Annotated in this window: 16 protein-coding genes, 1 tRNA gene and 1 riboswitch; of the genes, 8 read left to right on the top strand and 9 right to left on the bottom strand. The window is 54.8% G+C overall.

The features are described 5' to 3' along the window. Position 1: 1 nt before the first annotated feature. Entirely contained in the window at positions 2 to 862 is an 861-nt protein-coding gene (locus ABF287_RS00420) for an SDR family oxidoreductase (RefSeq protein WP_347183050.1), read from the bottom strand. Between the two features lie 138 nt (positions 863 to 1,000). Here ABF287_RS00420 and ABF287_RS00415 point away from each other — a divergent pair, with 138 nt between their 5' ends. The 3 genes from ABF287_RS00415 to ABF287_RS00405 all read left to right on the top strand — a co-directional run bounded on the left by ABF287_RS00415 (position 1,001) and on the right by ABF287_RS00405 (position 3,833). After that, positions 1,001 to 2,479 carry an AMP nucleosidase gene (locus ABF287_RS00415; RefSeq protein WP_347183049.1) on the top strand — a complete coding sequence of 493 codons (1,479 nt, stop codon included), beginning with the start codon at positions 1,001 to 1,003 and terminating at the stop codon, positions 2,477 to 2,479. Positions 2,480 to 2,609: 130 nt separating this feature from the next. Beyond that, on the top strand, positions 2,610 to 2,897 hold the full coding sequence (locus tag ABF287_RS00410) for an HU family DNA-binding protein (protein WP_085850233.1): 288 nt from the start codon (positions 2,610 to 2,612) through the stop codon (positions 2,895 to 2,897). 75 nt (positions 2,898 to 2,972) lie between these two features. Then, positions 2,973 to 3,833 carry a DMT family transporter gene (locus ABF287_RS00405; RefSeq protein ID WP_347183048.1) on the top strand — a complete coding sequence of 287 codons (861 nt, stop codon included), beginning with the start codon at positions 2,973 to 2,975 and terminating at the stop codon, positions 3,831 to 3,833. 2 nt (positions 3,834 to 3,835) lie between these two features. Here the strand turns inward: ABF287_RS00405 and aroC are convergent, their stop codons facing one another. After that, entirely contained in the window at positions 3,836 to 4,939 is a 1,104-nt protein-coding gene (aroC, locus tag ABF287_RS00400) for a chorismate synthase (protein ID WP_347183047.1), read from the bottom strand. Between the two features lie 101 nt (positions 4,940 to 5,040). Next, a riboswitch (TPP riboswitch) is annotated at positions 5,041 to 5,143 on the top strand. A gap of 41 nt (positions 5,144 to 5,184) precedes the next feature. Between aroC and thiB the strand changes: the two genes are divergently transcribed. The 3 genes from thiB to ABF287_RS00385 are packed head-to-tail and all read left to right on the top strand — an operon-like array spanning position 5,185 to position 8,367. Continuing rightward, a complete protein-coding gene (gene thiB / locus ABF287_RS00395; protein ID WP_347183046.1) occupies positions 5,185 to 6,159 on the top strand; it encodes a thiamine ABC transporter substrate binding subunit in 975 nt (324 codons plus the stop codon). Next, positions 6,135 to 7,685: a thiamine/thiamine pyrophosphate ABC transporter permease ThiP gene (locus tag ABF287_RS00390; protein ID WP_347183045.1), complete on the top strand. Its 1,551-nt coding sequence runs from the start codon at positions 6,135 to 6,137 to the stop codon at positions 7,683 to 7,685. The genes thiB and ABF287_RS00390 overlap by 25 nt, the downstream gene beginning before the upstream one ends. Next, the gene (locus tag ABF287_RS00385; protein WP_347183044.1) at positions 7,672 to 8,367 is read left to right on the top strand and encodes an ATP-binding cassette domain-containing protein; all 696 of its coding nucleotides are present in this window, start codon (positions 7,672 to 7,674) and stop codon (positions 8,365 to 8,367) included. Before ABF287_RS00390 ends, ABF287_RS00385 begins: the two co-directional genes overlap by 14 nt. 53 nt (positions 8,368 to 8,420) lie before the next feature. Here the strand turns inward: ABF287_RS00385 and ABF287_RS00380 are convergent, their stop codons facing one another. From ABF287_RS00380 to petA, 3 genes are read right to left on the bottom strand one after another with little or no spacing between them, the layout of a single operon-like run. After that, a complete protein-coding gene (locus ABF287_RS00380) occupies positions 8,421 to 9,212 on the bottom strand; it encodes a cytochrome c1 (protein WP_347183043.1) in 792 nt (263 codons plus the stop codon). Positions 9,213 to 9,229: 17 nt separating this feature from the next. Continuing rightward, entirely contained in the window at positions 9,230 to 10,555 is a 1,326-nt protein-coding gene (gene petB / locus ABF287_RS00375) for a cytochrome b (RefSeq protein WP_347183042.1), read from the bottom strand. An 11-nt stretch (positions 10,556 to 10,566) separates the two neighbouring features. Beyond that, a complete protein-coding gene (gene petA / locus ABF287_RS00370) occupies positions 10,567 to 11,130 on the bottom strand; it encodes a ubiquinol-cytochrome c reductase iron-sulfur subunit (RefSeq protein ID WP_347183041.1) in 564 nt (187 codons plus the stop codon). 255 nt (positions 11,131 to 11,385) lie between these two features. Here petA and ABF287_RS00365 point away from each other — a divergent pair, with 255 nt between their 5' ends. Further along, a complete protein-coding gene (locus ABF287_RS00365) occupies positions 11,386 to 12,051 on the top strand; it encodes an outer membrane beta-barrel protein (protein WP_347183040.1) in 666 nt (221 codons plus the stop codon). On the opposite strand, the gene ABF287_RS00360 is transcribed toward ABF287_RS00365, so the two are convergent. Genes ABF287_RS00360 through dapF form a run of 3 tightly spaced genes read right to left on the bottom strand, consistent with a single transcriptional unit; the run spans position 12,048 to position 14,817 of the window. Next, positions 12,048 to 12,710 carry a glutathione S-transferase gene (locus ABF287_RS00360; protein WP_347183039.1) on the bottom strand — a complete coding sequence of 221 codons (663 nt, stop codon included), beginning with the start codon at positions 12,708 to 12,710 and terminating at the stop codon, positions 12,048 to 12,050. The genes ABF287_RS00365 and ABF287_RS00360 overlap by 4 nt on opposite strands. Then, the gene (mtaB, locus tag ABF287_RS00355; protein ID WP_347183038.1) at positions 12,707 to 13,969 is read right to left on the bottom strand and encodes a tRNA (N(6)-L-threonylcarbamoyladenosine(37)-C(2))-methylthiotransferase MtaB; all 1,263 of its coding nucleotides are present in this window, start codon (positions 13,967 to 13,969) and stop codon (positions 12,707 to 12,709) included. Before mtaB ends, ABF287_RS00360 begins: the two co-directional genes overlap by 4 nt. Further along, the gene (gene dapF, locus ABF287_RS00350) at positions 13,969 to 14,817 is read right to left on the bottom strand and encodes a diaminopimelate epimerase (RefSeq protein WP_347183037.1); all 849 of its coding nucleotides are present in this window, start codon (positions 14,815 to 14,817) and stop codon (positions 13,969 to 13,971) included. Before dapF ends, mtaB begins: the two co-directional genes overlap by 1 nt. A gap of 103 nt (positions 14,818 to 14,920) precedes the next feature. Between dapF and ABF287_RS00345 the strand changes: the two genes are divergently transcribed. Then, positions 14,921 to 14,996: transfer RNA gene (locus ABF287_RS00345), tRNA-Lys, on the top strand. Positions 14,997 to 15,173: 177 nt separating this feature from the next. Here the strand turns inward: ABF287_RS00345 and ABF287_RS00340 are convergent. Beyond that, on the bottom strand, positions 15,174 to 15,500 hold a 327-nt coding region (locus ABF287_RS00340; protein ID WP_347183036.1), incomplete at its 5' end, for a hypothetical protein.

Below are 15,500 nucleotides of genomic sequence, written 5' to 3'. Positions count from 1 at the left end.
TTTAGCTTTCAGCGGCCAAAAGGGCTTTTAGCCCCGATTTGTAATCGGGGTAGGCCAATTCGACGTTCAATTCTGACTTAATCCGGTCATTCGCAACCTTTTTGCTTTCGGCATAAAAGCTGCGCGCCATGGGTGTCATTTGCGCGGTCTCGAAGTCTTGCTCTGGCGGCAGCGGCATCCCAAGCAATTCGGCTGCATAGGCGATCACATCCTCGGGTGGGGCCGCAGCGTTGTCGCACACGTTAAAGATTTGGCTTGATTGCGGCTGGTTGATCGAGGCCAAAAGCACCCGCGCGATGTCTTCGACATGAATGCGCGAAAAGACTTGGTTTGCTTTGATGATGCGACGCGCAGTGCCATTGCGGACCTTGGCGAATGGGCCGCGACCTGGACCGTAAATGCCCGCCAGTCGGAATATCTTCAGGTTAAGCCCCAATTTTTCTGCAACGTCACGCCATTGGGCTTCGGCTGCAACGCGGGCCTTGCCGCGCGCTGTGGCTGGCGTGAGTGGCGATGTTTCATCAACCCAACCGCCACCGTGGTCGCCATAGACGCCCGTCGTCGACAAATAGCCGACCCACTCCAGATTTTGAGCCGCTTCCAAATCTGGCAAATGTGCGTGCAAAAACGGATCGCCCGTTTCGTTTGGGGCTGCAGATACCAACAAATGCGTCGCTGTGGCCAAGTCAGCTGACAAGCTGTCTTGCGGCGTGACGCGCGCGGTCATCCCCAATTGGCGCAAGGCGTCCGCTTTTTCTGCGTTGCGCGTGGTGCCCGTCATGTCCCAGCCCAAAGGTCTGAGCAAATCAGCAAGTGCCGCAGCGGAATATCCGTGTCCGTAAGAAAAAAGATGACCTGACATGATGGGGCGTCCATTTAAAAGGATAACAATACGCGCTGGGCTTGCGTCGCCCGATGAGTTGGTGACAATTGCGAAAGCAAAGGTCAAGATACAAGACCAATTTGATGAATCTAATATTGAAACGGAGTTGCAGTGGTGATGTCTGATACAGGGCTAGAAATTGAAACACCGCCAGCACAGGCGCCAGAGTTGTTTTCCGATGCTGCGGCGGCTGTGCAAAGGCTTGAAGAACTTTACACCGAAGCGACGCAGTTTTTGACCGAGCATTTTTCATTGGTCGCAGGCGGCAGCAAACCCAAATCTCGGTATCGGGCGTTCTACCCCGAAATTCGTATCACTGTGCGGTCGCATGCTGCAACGGACAGTCGTTTGTCGTTTGGGCACGTGTCAAAACCCGGTGTGTATTCGACCACTGTGACCCGCCCTGATTTGTTTCGCAATTACCTGACCTTTCAGATCCAGCAGTTGATTGAAAACCACGATATCAAAGTGGAAATCGGCCCTTCAAGCACGCCGCTGCCCGTGCACTTTGCCGTGGCCAGCGATGACAGTGTGACTGTGCCGCAAGAAGGCGTGATGGACTATCCGCTGCGCGACGTTTTTGACGTGCCGGACTTGGCGACGACACACGACAATATCGTGAATGGCATTGCGATGACCTATGAAGACGGGTCAGAACCACTTGCCCCCTTTACGGCGCAGCGCGTCGATTATTCGTTGGCGCGATTGGCGCATTATACTGCCACCGATGCGGATCATTTCCAAAATCACGTGCTGTTCACAAACTACCAATTCTATGTCGCCGAATTCGAAGCCTATGCGCGTGAACAACTGGCGGATCCTTCGAGCGGCTACACAAGTTTTGTGAGCACTGGGAACGTCGAAATCACGGACGCCGAGACGCCGATTGATCCCGTGAACAAGATGCCGCAAATGCCGACCTATCACTTGAAACGCGCTGATGGCTCTGGTGTGACTTTGGTCAATATCGGCGTGGGGCCATCGAATGCTAAGACCGCCACGGACCACATTGCGGTGCTGCGTCCACATGCGTGGGTTATGGTCGGGCATTGTGCGGGGCTGCGCAATTCTCAGCGTTTGGGGGACTTTGTTTTGGCGCATGCTTATCTGCGCGAAGATCATGTCTTGGACGCAGACTTGCCCGTTTGGGTACCGATTCCTGCGCTGGCTGAAATTCAAACATCGCTCGAAACCGCCGTTGCCCAAGTCACACAGCTTGAAGGCTATGAGCTTAAACGGATCATGCGCACGGGCACGGTCGCGACGATCGACAATCGCAACTGGGAACTGCGGGATCAATCCGGTCCCGTACAACGTTTGTCACAGTCGCGCGCCATTGGGCTTGATATGGAAAGCGCCACAATCGCGGCAAACGGGTTCCGGTTTCGGGTGCCTTACGGGACGCTTTTGTGTGTCTCAGACAAGCCTCTGCACGGCGAATTAAAGCTGCCGGGCATGGCGTCTGACTTCTATAAAAGCCAAGTTGCGCGGCATTTGTTGATCGGTATTCGCGCGATGGAGACGTTGCGAGAAATGCCGATTGAACGGATTCACAGTCGCAAATTACGCTCATTTGAGGAAACTGCCTTCCTATAAAGCGGAATTTCGCCACAAAACCTGCTAAAAATGCACGGTTTCACACACTAACCGTTGTGTGACACCACTATATTCGCATAGAAATGGCCAATACCCCCTAATCCAAGGGGGAAACGAGGAGATACAGACAATGTCGAAACCAATGACAAAAACCCAGCTTGTTGCTGCTTTGGCAGAAGAACTGGGCGCAGACAAAAAAACAGCTGGCGCAGCTCTTGAAGCCGTAACAGCAATCATCACACGCGAAGTTTCGGCTGGCGGCGCTGTGACCCTTCCAGGCGTTGGCAAAATCTACTGCCGCGAACGTCCTGCACGCATGGTTCGCAACCCACAGACTGGCGAGCAAATGCCAAAAGACGCGGACAAAGTTGTCAAAATGACAATTGCAAAAGCGCTTAAAGACAGCGTGAACGAGTAAGCTCGACGCACTTAATATTGAAAGGGTCGTGCAATTGCGCGGCCCTTTTTAGTTTTGGCCAAAGGGGTCTGGGCTGTGGATATCAAAGCAATCGTGATGGGCGTGGCCTTTGTGGTCATGTGGTCATCAGCCTTTACATCGGCGCGGATCATCGTTGCGGATGCGCCGGCCCTGGCCGCCTTGTCCGTGCGCTTTTTGCTGTCAGGGATTGTGGGCGTTGGCTTGGCGCGCGCACTTGGGCAGTCGTGGGTTTTCACAGGCAGACAGTGGCGCGCGATCGTGATTTTCGGCTTGTGCCAAAACGTGGCCTACCTTGGATTGTATTTTCTGGCTATGCGTTCGGTGGAGGCGTCCTTGGCCTCGGTTCTGGCCTCATCCATGCCCTTGGTTGTCGCCTTGCTGTCGACCATATTTTTGCGAGAATTGCCGCGTCCCGTCGCGGTGCTTGGACTGGTGATCGGGTTCCTTGGCGTGTTGTTGATCATGGGCACGCGCCTGTCCTCTGGAAGCGATCTTGTCGGTGTCTTCATGTGTGTCGTCGGGACGGTCGCGCTTGCAGTTGCCACGCTTGCTGTGCGTTCTGTTGGGGCAGGGGCCAACGTGTTGATGGTGGTCGGCCTGCAAAGTTTGATCGGCAGCGCTGTGTTGGCGCTGCTGTCACCGCTGGTTGATACCTACACGCTGAACCTGTCGAAAAACCTCGTTTTTGCCATGCTGTACACGACGTTTGTGCCTGGGCTTCTTGCGACATGGATTTGGTTCAAGTTGGTGGAACGCATTGGCACCATCAAAGGCGCCGCGTTTCACTTTTTGAACCCGTTTTTTGGTGTGGCCATTGCGGCCTTGATGCTTGGCGAACACGCGAACGGCTGGGACATCGTCGGCGTGGCGACGATTATGATCGGTATCTTAGCGGTTCAGTTGTCGAAGGCGTGAGCTTAGTCGCCGAAAACACCCAAAGGCGCTTCGCCGTTTTGGCCACGATGCAACAAGATGTGGTCCAAAATCACGCAGGCCATCATGGCTTCGCCGACCGGAACAGCACGAATGCCAACACATGGATCGTGACGCCCTTTGGTGATCAAATCGGTGTCTTGGCCGGATTTGGTGATGGTCTGGCGTGATGTAAGGATCGAGCTTGTCGGTTTGACCGCAAAGCGCACGACCAAATCTTGACCCGTTGAAATGCCACCAAGGATGCCACCTGCGTGGTTGGACATGTAGCGCGGGCCATCATTGCCCATCCGAATCTCGTCGGCATTTTCTTCGCCGGTAAGTTTTGCGGCGTTCATGCCTTCGCCAATTTCGACGCCTTTAACGGCGTTGATAGACATCATGGCAGCGGCCAGATCCGTATCAATCTTGGCATAGATCGGCGCGCCAAGCCCTGCAGGCGCACCAGAGGCCACAACTTCGACCACCGCACCAACCGAAGAGCCGGATTTGCGGATGTCGTCCAAGTAAGCAGCCCAGTTTTTGGCTGTGATGGCGCTGGGCACCCAAAATGGGTTGTTGTCGATCTCGGCCATATCGCGTTCGCCGATAATACCGTTTGGCCCGATTTGGGTCATGTAGCCTTTGATCTCAAGACCAGGTGCAAGTTTGGCAAGAGCTGCGCGGGCAATACCACCAGCAGCCACGCGGGCCGCCGTTTCGCGTGCAGAAGACCGTCCGCCACCGCGATAGTCGCGAATGCCGTATTTTTGGAAATAGGTGATGTCTGCATGTCCAGGGCGGAACTTTTCGGCGATATCGCCGTAGTCTTTGGAGCGCTGATCCGTATTGCGAATCATCAACTGAATGGGCGTGCCTGTGGTTTTGCCTTCAAACACACCGGACAGGATTTCGACCTGATCGGGTTCGCGGCGCTGAGTGGTGTACTTAGACGTGCCCGGTTTGCGCTTATCCAGCCACACTTGCAGCATCTCTTCGGTCAACTCGACACCGGGTGGGCACCCGTCAACAGTCGCGCCAAGCGCGGGTCCGTGGCTTTCGCCCCAAGTGGTGAAACGGAAAAGGTGGCCGAATGTGTTGATGCTCATGCTGTGCTCCTAGATCGTCTGTTGGTTTAACGGGTGTTTGCCCCAACGAAAAGGGGGCTGTGCGTCTTGGGCTTGTGCTTTGTGCATTTGACGCTAAATTGCGCCCTACCTCGGGGTGCCACCACATGTGGCTGAGATGCGTAATGCGGACCCGTAGAACCTGAACCGGCTAACACCGGCGGAGGGAAGGTATTCGCTTTTACAATGCGACCTTTTTCTTCGCCCATTTTTGAATGGAGCGAGCTATGAAATATAGCCTCACACTTGCAGCCTCACTTTTGGCAACGTCAGCTTTTGCTGATCCTTTGACGATTTACGCACCTGATTACTTTGGATCCGAATGGGGTCCAGGCCCAGCGATCAAAGCTGCGTTTGAAGAAACATGCGATTGTGAAATCGAATATGTAACGGGTGATTTGCTGCCACGCCTTTTGTTGGAAGGCGAACGCACGAACGCTGACGTTGCGATTGGTTTTAACTCGGATGTCACCAAAAAGGCGCGCGAATCTGGCTTGTTCGTGCCGCACAACGTCGACACCTCGCCGCTGACGTTGCCGCTTGATTGGAACGATGACACCTTCTTGCCGTTCAACTGGGGCTACACCGCCTTTGTGTACGACAATACCAAAATCGCCAATCCGCCTAAGAGCTTTGCCGAATTGGTCAACAGCGATGCGGACCTGAAGATCGCAATCCAAGATCCTCGCACGTCCATTTCCGGTCTTGCGTTGGTGCTTTGGGGCAAACAAGTGTTTGGCGATGACGCAGAAGCGGCATGGGGCAAGTTCGCGCCAAAAGTGACCACGGTCACCAAAGGCTGGTCCGAAGCATATGGCATGTTTACAGACGGCGAAGTGGACATGGTTTTGTCTTACACAACCTCGCCCGCGTACCACATCATTGCCGAAGAAGATCAGACCAAGTCGGCTGCTTTGTTTGATGAAGGTCACTACTTTATGGTCGAATTGGCCGCTAAGTTGAAAACAACAGATCAGCCTGAATTGGCGGATCAGTTCATGGCGTTCATCATGGATGAAAAATTCCAAAAGCTGATCCCAACTGCCAACTGGTCATACCCTGCGGCCTTGCCAGTGGATCAGTGGCCAGCTGAGTTTTCGCAGTTGAACTACCCTGAAAAGGCCATCTTTTTGAATGAAGATGAAGCAGCGGCGCTTCGGGATGAGGCAATCGCTGAATGGCGCGCCGGTTTCTCGCAGTAAGCCCATGGCCGGGGCTGATCGTCGCCGCTTTGGTGGCGTTTTTCAGCCTCGGCACTTTGGTTGCTGTCGCCTTGCGCGCCGAGTCTTTCGGCGCGCTTGATCGGTTCGACCTTGCCGCTGTGCGCTTTACCATTGTGCAAGCGATATGGTCCGCCGTGTTGTCTGTCGGTCTCGCTGTTCCCGTTGCGCGCGCCTTGGCGCGGCGGTCTTTTTGGGGGCGACGCGCGCTTGTCACGCTGCTGGGCGCGCCATTTATTTTGCCCGTAATCGTCGCCATTTTGGGGCTCACGGCGGTGTTCGGGCGCTCTGGCATTGTGGCTTACGGCCTAAGCTTGGCCGGATTAGAGCCTATTTCCATCTACGGTTTTCACGGCGTGCTCTTGGCGCATGTTTTTTTCAACCTGCCTTTGGCGACGCGGTTGCTGTTGCATGGGTGGGGATCTGTACCGGCGGAGCAGTTTCGACTGGCCTCCGCGCTGGATTTCGCGCCGCGTGACGTGTTTTGGCACATCGAATGGCCGATGCTGCGCAGTCTTGTTCCCGGTATTCTTGCGATCATCTTTTTGATTTGCACCACGAGTTTCGCGGTGGCGCTGACCTTTGGTGGCGGACCAGATGCGACGACTGTGGAATTGGCCATTTATCAGGCGTTTAAGTTTGACTTTAATGTGGGCAAAGCCGCGCTTTTGGCGGGGGTTCAATTTGCCATCTGCGGCGTGGCCGCTTTGGGTTCGCTTTGGTTCACGCTTCCACAAGCGGTGACGGGCGGGCAAGACCGCGTGGTGCACCGATTTGACACCCGTGGCATCGCGTCGAAATGTCTGGATACGCTGTGGATTAGCGTTGCGGCATTGTTTTTGATCGTGCCGCTGGTTGCGATTTTCATGCAAGGCGCGCCAAGCCTGATGTCCTTGCCGCAATCGGTGTGGATGTCTGCGCTGCGGTCTTTGATCACGGCTCTTGGGTCGGCGGGTCTGTCAGTTGTGTTCGCTGTGTCCTTAGCGCTTGCTGCCCTGCGGTGGCGGTGGTTGGAGGGCGTCGGCATGATGAGCGTCGCTGCATCGCCTTTGGTGATGGGCACGGGCTTGTTCATCATGGTGTTTCCCTTTGTGGACCCTGCGACGATCGCATTGCTTGTGACGGCTTTGGTCAATGCCGTGATGTCTTTGCCGTTTGTGTTGCGCTCGATCGCGCCTGCGGTGCGCGCAAGCGAGCGCCGATTTGGCCCCCTGTCTGACAGTCTTGGCATGACGGGATGGGCGCGGTTCAACTTGATGATTCTGCCGCGTATTCGCGCACCGCTTGGGTTTTCGGCGGGCTTGGCGGCCGCGCTGTCCATGGGGGATTTGGGCGTCGTGACGTTGTTTGCGCGCCCAGATGGTGCGACGTTGCCGTTGCAAATCTACCGATTGATGGGCGCTTATCGGATGGACCAAGCGATGGGCGCGGCCCTGTTGCTTTTGTTGGTCAGTCTTGGATTGTTTTATCTGTTCGACAGAGGAGGGCGTGGAAATGTTAAGCTTTGAACGCGTTGAGATCACCTATGACGACTTTACGTTGCGCGCTGACTTTTCTATTGAAGCAGGCAAGCGGGTCGCAGTTTTAGGGCCTTCGGGGGCTGGCAAAAGCACGCTTTTGGCCGCGCTTGGTGGGTATATTGCGCTGTCGCGCGGTGCCATTCAGTGGGATGGGGCAGCGATCGAGGCCCTGTTGCCAAGCCAGCGCCCGATTTCCAACGTGTTTCAAGACAACAATCTGTTCACGCATATGACCGCCGCGCAGAACGTGGGTCTGGGGCTGAAGCCCAGCCTTCGCCTGTCTGCGGCTGAGCAAGAGCAGGTCGCAACTGCGCTGGCCACTGTTGGTTTGGACGGGCTTGGCGACCGCTTACCTGCCGCGCTTTCAGGCGGGCAGCAAAGCCGTGTGGCGCTTGCGCGTCTGCTGGTGCAGCAAAAGCCTTTGGTGCTGCTGGATGAGCCGTTTTCGGCGCTTGGGCCTGCGATGCGGATGGAGATGGTGGATCTGACACGGGATGTGGGCACACGCCTTGGGGCGACGCTGATCATGGTGAGCCATGACATCAAAGATGTTGAGCGGTTTGCGGATGAGGTTGTCTGGGTGCAAGCCGGCATGTGTCATGCGCCCAAGGCGTTGGATGTGTTTTTAAGCGATCCGCCTGCGGGGTTCACCGCATACGTTGGAGAGTAGATGCAAAAAAGGCGCCCCATTGGAGCGCCTTTTCTTTTGGTGTCGATCTGAATTTACAGGTCGAATTTTTTGCCTTTGTGCGGTGCCCACAATTTCTTGTTTGTGAGGTACAGCAATACAGTCATCAAGAAGAGCAATGTCACCGCAACGAAGCCAGCTTGTTTGCGGGCCATCATTTTTGGCTCAGCTGTCCACATCAAGAATGCCGCAAGATCTTCGGCTTCGTGGTGCAACTCATTTGAGTGACCGTCTGCGAATTCAACGTCTTCACCGTAAAGCGGGGGCGCCATAGCGATCCAGCCACCAGGGAAGGCAGTGTTTTCGTAGAATGTTACGCCAGCCTGTTCCTTTTCCTCGCCAGTGTATCCAGTGAGGATAGAGGCGATGTACTCAGGGCCACCAATGCCGTTGAACAGTTGGCTAAGGCCAGTGCCCATAGGACCATGGAACCCTGCACGCGCTTTTGCCATCAAAGACAAGTCAGGCGCGTTTGACAGGGACGACTCAGGGAAGTGATCAGACGGTTTGCGAGGACGGTCGTCGTCCAACTCTGCGTCAAAGATGTCAAGTTGAGCGGAGTATGCACGCACTTGGTCTTCAGGCAGGTGTGGACCACCTTCGTCAGCCAAGGTGCGCAAAGGCACGTGCTTGAGGCCGTGACAGGCAGAACACACTTCGGTGTAGATCTGAAGGCCGCGCTGAAGTTGGTTTTCATCGAATTTGCCAAAAGGACCTTCGAACGAAAAGTCGACATCATGCACGTGGCCAGCGCCACCGGCTGCCATGGCTGCACCGGCGCCAAGCGCCAATGCTGTCACTGCGGAGAGAGTAAGTTTCTTAAACATAGTTCCTAAGTCCTTTCTCACTCTGCCGAGTCTTTGGCAGCGCCAGGATAGTGAGCAACGAAGTCGTCTTCGATGGTCGCCGGTGTTGGGAGTGGTTTCTCGAATACGCCAAGCAGTGGCAAGATTACCAAGAAGTAGGCGAACCAGTATGTCGCGCCGATCAAAGAGATCCAGTCATGTGGGAACTCAGTGTCACGCGCGCCAACCCACATCAAAACGATGAAGTCTACGCAGAGTAGCAAGAACCACCATTTGAACATCGGGCGGTATTTGCCGGAACGTACAGAGGATGTGTCGAGCCAAGGCGCGAGGGCCATAACAAAGATCGCACCAAACATCGCCAGAACACCAAAGAACTTCGCGTCCACGATGCCCGCGGTGATGAAGGAAACGAACTGAACCGCCCAAACATCAGCCGTGAAGGCACGCAAGATCGCGTAGAACGGCAAGTAGTACCATTCAGGAACAATGTGCGCAGGTGTCGCGAGAGGGTTCGCAGGGATGTAGTTGTCAGGGTGGCCAAGGTAGTTTGGCATAAAGCCAACAACAGCAAAGAAGACAACAAGCACAACACCGAGAGCAAAGAGATCTTTGATCACGAAGTATGGCCAGAACGGCAATGTGTCTTTCTTAGCTTCTTTGACAGAGCCGCGACGTACTTCAACACCAGTTGGGTTGTTGTTGCCTGTGTGGTGGAAAGCCCAGATGTGAACAATCACAAGGCCAGCAATCACGAATGGCAGCAAGTAGTGCAATGAGAAGAAGCGGTTCAGCGTGGCGTTGTCCACAGCAGGTCCGCCCAAAAGCCATGTTTGCAAGGCTTCACCAACGAATGGGATCGCGCCGAACAGGCCGGTGATCACGGTCGCACCCCAGAAGGACATTTGACCCCAAGGCAAAACGTAGCCCAAGAAACCAGTTGCCATCATCAAAAGGTAGATGAGCATGCCGATGATCCATGTGATCTCGCGTGGGGCTTTATATGAGCCATAGTAGAGACCGCGGAAAATGTGCAGATACACAGCGATAAAGAACAATGACGCGCCGTTTGCGTGCAAGTAACGCAGCATATGGCCGCCGTTCACGTCGCGCATAATGTGTTCAACAGAGGCAAAGGCCAAGTCGACATGCGGCGTGTAGTGCATCACCAGAACAATACCGGTGACAATTTGCAAAACCAGACAGAACGCGAGGACAATACCCCAGATCCACATCCAGTTGAGGTTTTTAGGTGTCGGCGCAGTGAGCGTCGAATGAACAAGGCCGATAATAGGAAGGCGGCCATTGACCCACTTTTCGATACCAGTTTTTGGTTCGTAGTGGTCGTGCGGAATACCAGACATCAGTTTCTCCCTCAGCCCAAGACGATTTCAGTGTCGCCATCGAAGGCAGCTACTGGAACAGGCAGGTTGCGTGGAGCTGGGCCTTTGCGGATACGGCCAGCTGTATCGTAGTGAGATCCGTGACATGGGCAGAACCAGCCGCCAAAGTCGCCAGCGCCGTCGCCGAGTGGCACACAGCCAAGGTGCGTACATACGCCAATCATCACCAACCATTCGCCGTTTTCGTCCAGCGCGCGGTTCGCATCAGATGCGTCTGCGCCAGCAGCAAGGTTGTCGTTCTCTGCGCCTGCATCAATCAACGCGGACATTTCCACGCCGCGTGCGGCGTCGATTTCGTCTTGCGTGCGGCGACGAATAAACACGGGCTTGCCGCGCCATTTGACAGTCAGCTGCGTGCCAACGGCAACGTCACTGATGTCGACGCGGATAGAAGCAAGCGCTTTCACATCCGCTGAAGGGTTCATTTGGTTGACCAGCGGCCATACTGCGGCACCGGTCGCAACTGCACCAGCGCCAGCTGTGGCGTAGTACAAGAAATCGCGGCGGTTGCCTTCGTGTTCGTCTGCGTGGGACACGAGCAATTCTCCATTGTCTCAAGCCGGTCATCCGGCCAATGCATAAGAAGGCGACGGTTTCCCGCTGCCCTGCTGAGGCGCTTTTAGCGGCGGACAAGCGCCGCGTCCAGCGTGCATTACGTCGCAAGTGGGGCGCGTTGTCGCGGGGGCACAGTTTGCGCCCTTGTAATGCAAAGGTGAATTGCCAATATGATGCCAAATACGGTATCCTCTTCGTTAAATTCTCAAACCATTTGTTATAAATTGGATGATTCCATGCCCAAATTGCTTCCTGCGCCCTTCTTGGCAGCCGCTCTCGCGTTTTCCCCAATCTTGGCTCAGGCTGATACAGAGGTGTCATTTTACGGCGGCTATCAAACAGCGCCGCATTCGGTGGTCTCGGGCAATGATCCAGAGGCGACGTGGTCAGGCGAATTCACAGCGGCTTGGGAAGGCAAAAGCACTGCGATGCCACCATATTATGGGCTTCGCGCGACTCGCTGGCGTTCAGACAACTGGGGGTGGGGCGGTGAGTTCACCCACGCCAAAGTCTATGCCGATGACACAACACTGATCGACAACGGGTATGATCGCTTCGAGTTTACCGATGGCTTGAATATCATAACAGTCAACGCCATGCGTCGCTGGCCAGGCAAATGGGGCGATAAATTTACGCCTTACGTTGGTGCTGGGATTGGCTTTGCCATGCCGCATGTCGACATTCAGGCAGCTGAAGGCGCGCATACCTTTGGGTACCAAGTCACCGGTCCTGCGGTGCGTGCCCTTGCCGGTGTGCGCTATGAGGTGAATGACAGATGGGCAACGTTTACCGAGTATCAGGGCACATATTCTATGAATAAGGTCGATCTTGAAAACGGCGGCTCTATCGAGACCAATGTGATTACCAACGCGTTGAACGTCGGCATCAGCTATTCGTTCTAGGTCTCACTGCGATTCGCATCTGGAAAATAGATACTCGGATCGCCGACCTGCCAACGCGGATACTTTTGCATAATATTGGCAAACTGATCTGACGCCAAAAAACGCTCCAACCAAGATTTTACGCCTGACCACGGCTGCGCATCGAACCATGCGCGGTCGACGTTCGCGTATTGGCGCACAAAGGTGATGGTCGCCATATCCGCCAAACAGGGTGTGTCACCAAACAACCAATCATGATGGCAAAGCTGAGCATCCACAGTCATCAAAATATCGCGCGCAGTGTCACGTTCTTCGGTGGCATCAACATCGTCATAACGCGTCGCATATTTGTAGCGATCCAGCGCCGACTTAAACGGACCTTCAATCTGCGCGATCCAATCGTTCCCCGCAGTAGGCATGTCCAACCACCCCGCAGGGTCGTTCTGCGCCAAAGCCCAATCCATGATGTCGCGACTTTCATCAATGACGCGATCGCCCAACCACAAAACAGGCACTGTGCCTTTGGGGGAAATCTCAAGCATGTGATCTGGCTTGTCGCGCAAAATAATCTCGCGCACCTCCACCGTTAATCCCGCACTCACAAGCGCCAAACGAGCGCGCATGGCATAGGGGCACCGGCGAAAATTATACAGAATCGGTGTGTCTAACGCTTCGGTCATGCGATCAACTGCGTGCCCTTGAGGCCCAAAATCTTCGCCGTGATCAATTTGCCCTCAACCTGCGGCGCATCGAAATGCACTTCGGTGAATTGTTCCGTGCGACCCATGTGTTCGTTTTCCATCAAAATATGATGCGTGCGTCCGACTTGCGCCTGCAAATGGTTTTGCACCTGCGCATCCCCCGCCGCGCGCAAACGTGCCGCGCGCTCTTTGATGATGTTGCCATTCACCTGCGTCGGAATCTTCGCGGCAGGTGTGCCCTCGCGCTTGGAATAGGGGAACACATGCAACCACGTCAGATCGCAATCGGTCACAAGTTTCAGCGAGTTCTCGAAATGCGCATCCGTTTCGGTCGGAAACCCTGCAATAATATCTGCGCCATACGTCATGTCAGGCCGCAGCTTTTTCGCGTCCTCACAAAACTTAATCGCATCATCGCGCAAATGGCGGCGTGCCATGCGTTTGAGAATCAGATCATCCCCGTGCTGCAACGACAAATGCAAATGCGGCATCAACCGCATCTCTGTCGCGATCGCTTCCATCAGCGCATCATCCGCCTCAATCGAATCAATCGACGAAATCCGCAAACGCGGCAAATCCGGCACCAGCTTCAAAATCCGCATGACCAAATCGCCCAAACGCGGCTCAGCGGGCAAATCAGCGCCCCAAGACGTCAGATCGACACCCGTCAACACGACCTCATTATAGCCCTTGTCCACCAAGCGTTTGATCTGATCGACCACCACGCCCGCAGGCACAGACCGCGAATTGCCGCGACCATAAGGAATAATGCAAAACGTACAGCGATGATCACAGCCGTTTTGCACCTGCACATAGGCGCGCGACCGCGTGCCAAACCCGTCAATCAAATGCCCAGCAGTTTCGGTAACCGACATAATGTCGTCCACTTGCACGCGTTCAGTGTCGCCAATGAAATTCGGCCCCATCGCGTTCCAAGTGTCGGCTTGCATTTTTTCGGTGTTGCCGATCACCACATCGACCTCATCCATGCCAGAAAATGTCGCGGGTTCGGTTTGCGCCGCACAGCCCGTGACAATGATCTTCGCCTCAGGATTTTCGCGCCGCAACTTGCGAATCTCTTGGCGTGCTTTGCGCACAGCTTCGGCCGTCACCGCACAAGTGTTGACGACAACCGCATCCTGCACCCCCGCACTGGCCGCAAGCTCTTTCATCGCTTCGGTTTCATAGGCGTTCAAGCGACAGCCCAAGGTCGCAAAGACGGGTGCCTTAGCTGCCATTAGATTTGCTCCAAAAAGGATGCATCAAACTCAGCAGAAAATACCAAAGACGTCGGCCCAGTCATCCAAACACCATCGTCGCGCCATTCCAGCGTCAGCCATCCACCGTCTACTTCCATACGCGCTTTCTTATCCGTCAGCCCGCGCAAAGAGGCCGCGACCAAAGTCGCACAAGCACCCGAACCACAAGCAAGCGTGATGCCCGCCCCGCGTTCCCAAACCCGCATGCGAATTTCGTCGCGGCTGCGTACTTGGGCAAACTCAACGTTTGTGCGTTCTGGGAACAAAGGGTCATATTCAACCGCCTTGCCCTGCACCGGCAGATCCACCGACGTTATGTCATCCACAAAAAACACCGCATGCGGATTGCCCATACCCACAGCCACCGGATCACCCGCCAAAGGCAGGTGTTCAACGTCGACGTTCTGTGCGAGCGGAACCTCTGCCCAGTCCAAAATGGGGTGCCCCATGTTTACAGACACCTCATCGCCGGCGCGCACGGCCTGCAAAACGCCACGCTCCGTGCGGATCGTGACAGCATCTTTGCCAGTTTCATCAATCAGCAAGCGCCCGACACAGCGCGTGGCATTGCCACACGCGCCCGCGCGCGACCCGTCACTGTTCCAAAAATCCAAATCAATGTCGGCAGACTCTGAATCACGAATCTCTGCAAGTTGATCAAATCCAACGCCGCGGTGACGATCGCCAATCGCTTTCGCTAAGGCAGGCGTGATCTGCGCTTCGCGCCCGCGCGAGTCGATAATGACGAAATCATTGCCAAGCCCATGCATTTTAAGGAAAGAAACCTTGGTTTCATGGGGGCGGAGGGTGTTTTGATCACTGTTCATAAAAGGGCATATAAACCTTGATGACATCTTTTAAAAGATATTCTCAGTTTTGTGCTTGACGCTCCCCGTGTGCGACTGTAAATCCGCCCCACCACTAAGAAGTGGGCCCTTAGCTCAGCCGGTAGAGCAACTGACTTTTAATCAGTAGGTCGATGGTTCGAACCCATCAGGGCTCACCATTTCTTCTCTCGACAGTCTTTGTTGTTACGAAAGAAATGGTGCTGGTTCGAAACACCCACATGCCATTTTCACTTTTATAAAATGAAACGGATGCCCAAAGTTTGTTTGGGTTAAAGCTTCGGTCATGACACCTGCGTCTCAAAAATACGCCACAAGACATAGCGGCTTGATCGAACTTAGTTTGTAAGCAATGCGCTGAAGGCTTCCCGCGCGGATGCGCTATGATCCAATAGCGCTTGGGCCGTCGATAGAGAGGCTTCATCCGATGCAAAGTCGTCGGAGTCTTGCGTCAACACACCAGCTGCATTTGTGAATTCGTTTGGATCAGCCTTCGCGATATCCGCCCAATTTTCGGCGATGAAATTGGCCGTGTTTGCCTGATCGGGTTGTTGCGCGGCCTTGAACTCTTTCGCGGCCATTTCTGGCATATCCATTTTCAAATAAAGGTCAGCCCGCATTTCAACGGCGTCTTGCGTTTCAAGGCCCACGAGATACGCCAACGC

Origin of the sequence: Pacificibacter sp., from assembly GCF_039769035.1 — a bacterium.
Taxonomy (GTDB): Bacteria; Pseudomonadota; Alphaproteobacteria; order Rhodobacterales; family Rhodobacteraceae; genus Celeribacter.
This window is presented reverse-complemented; position numbering and strand designations above follow the sequence as displayed.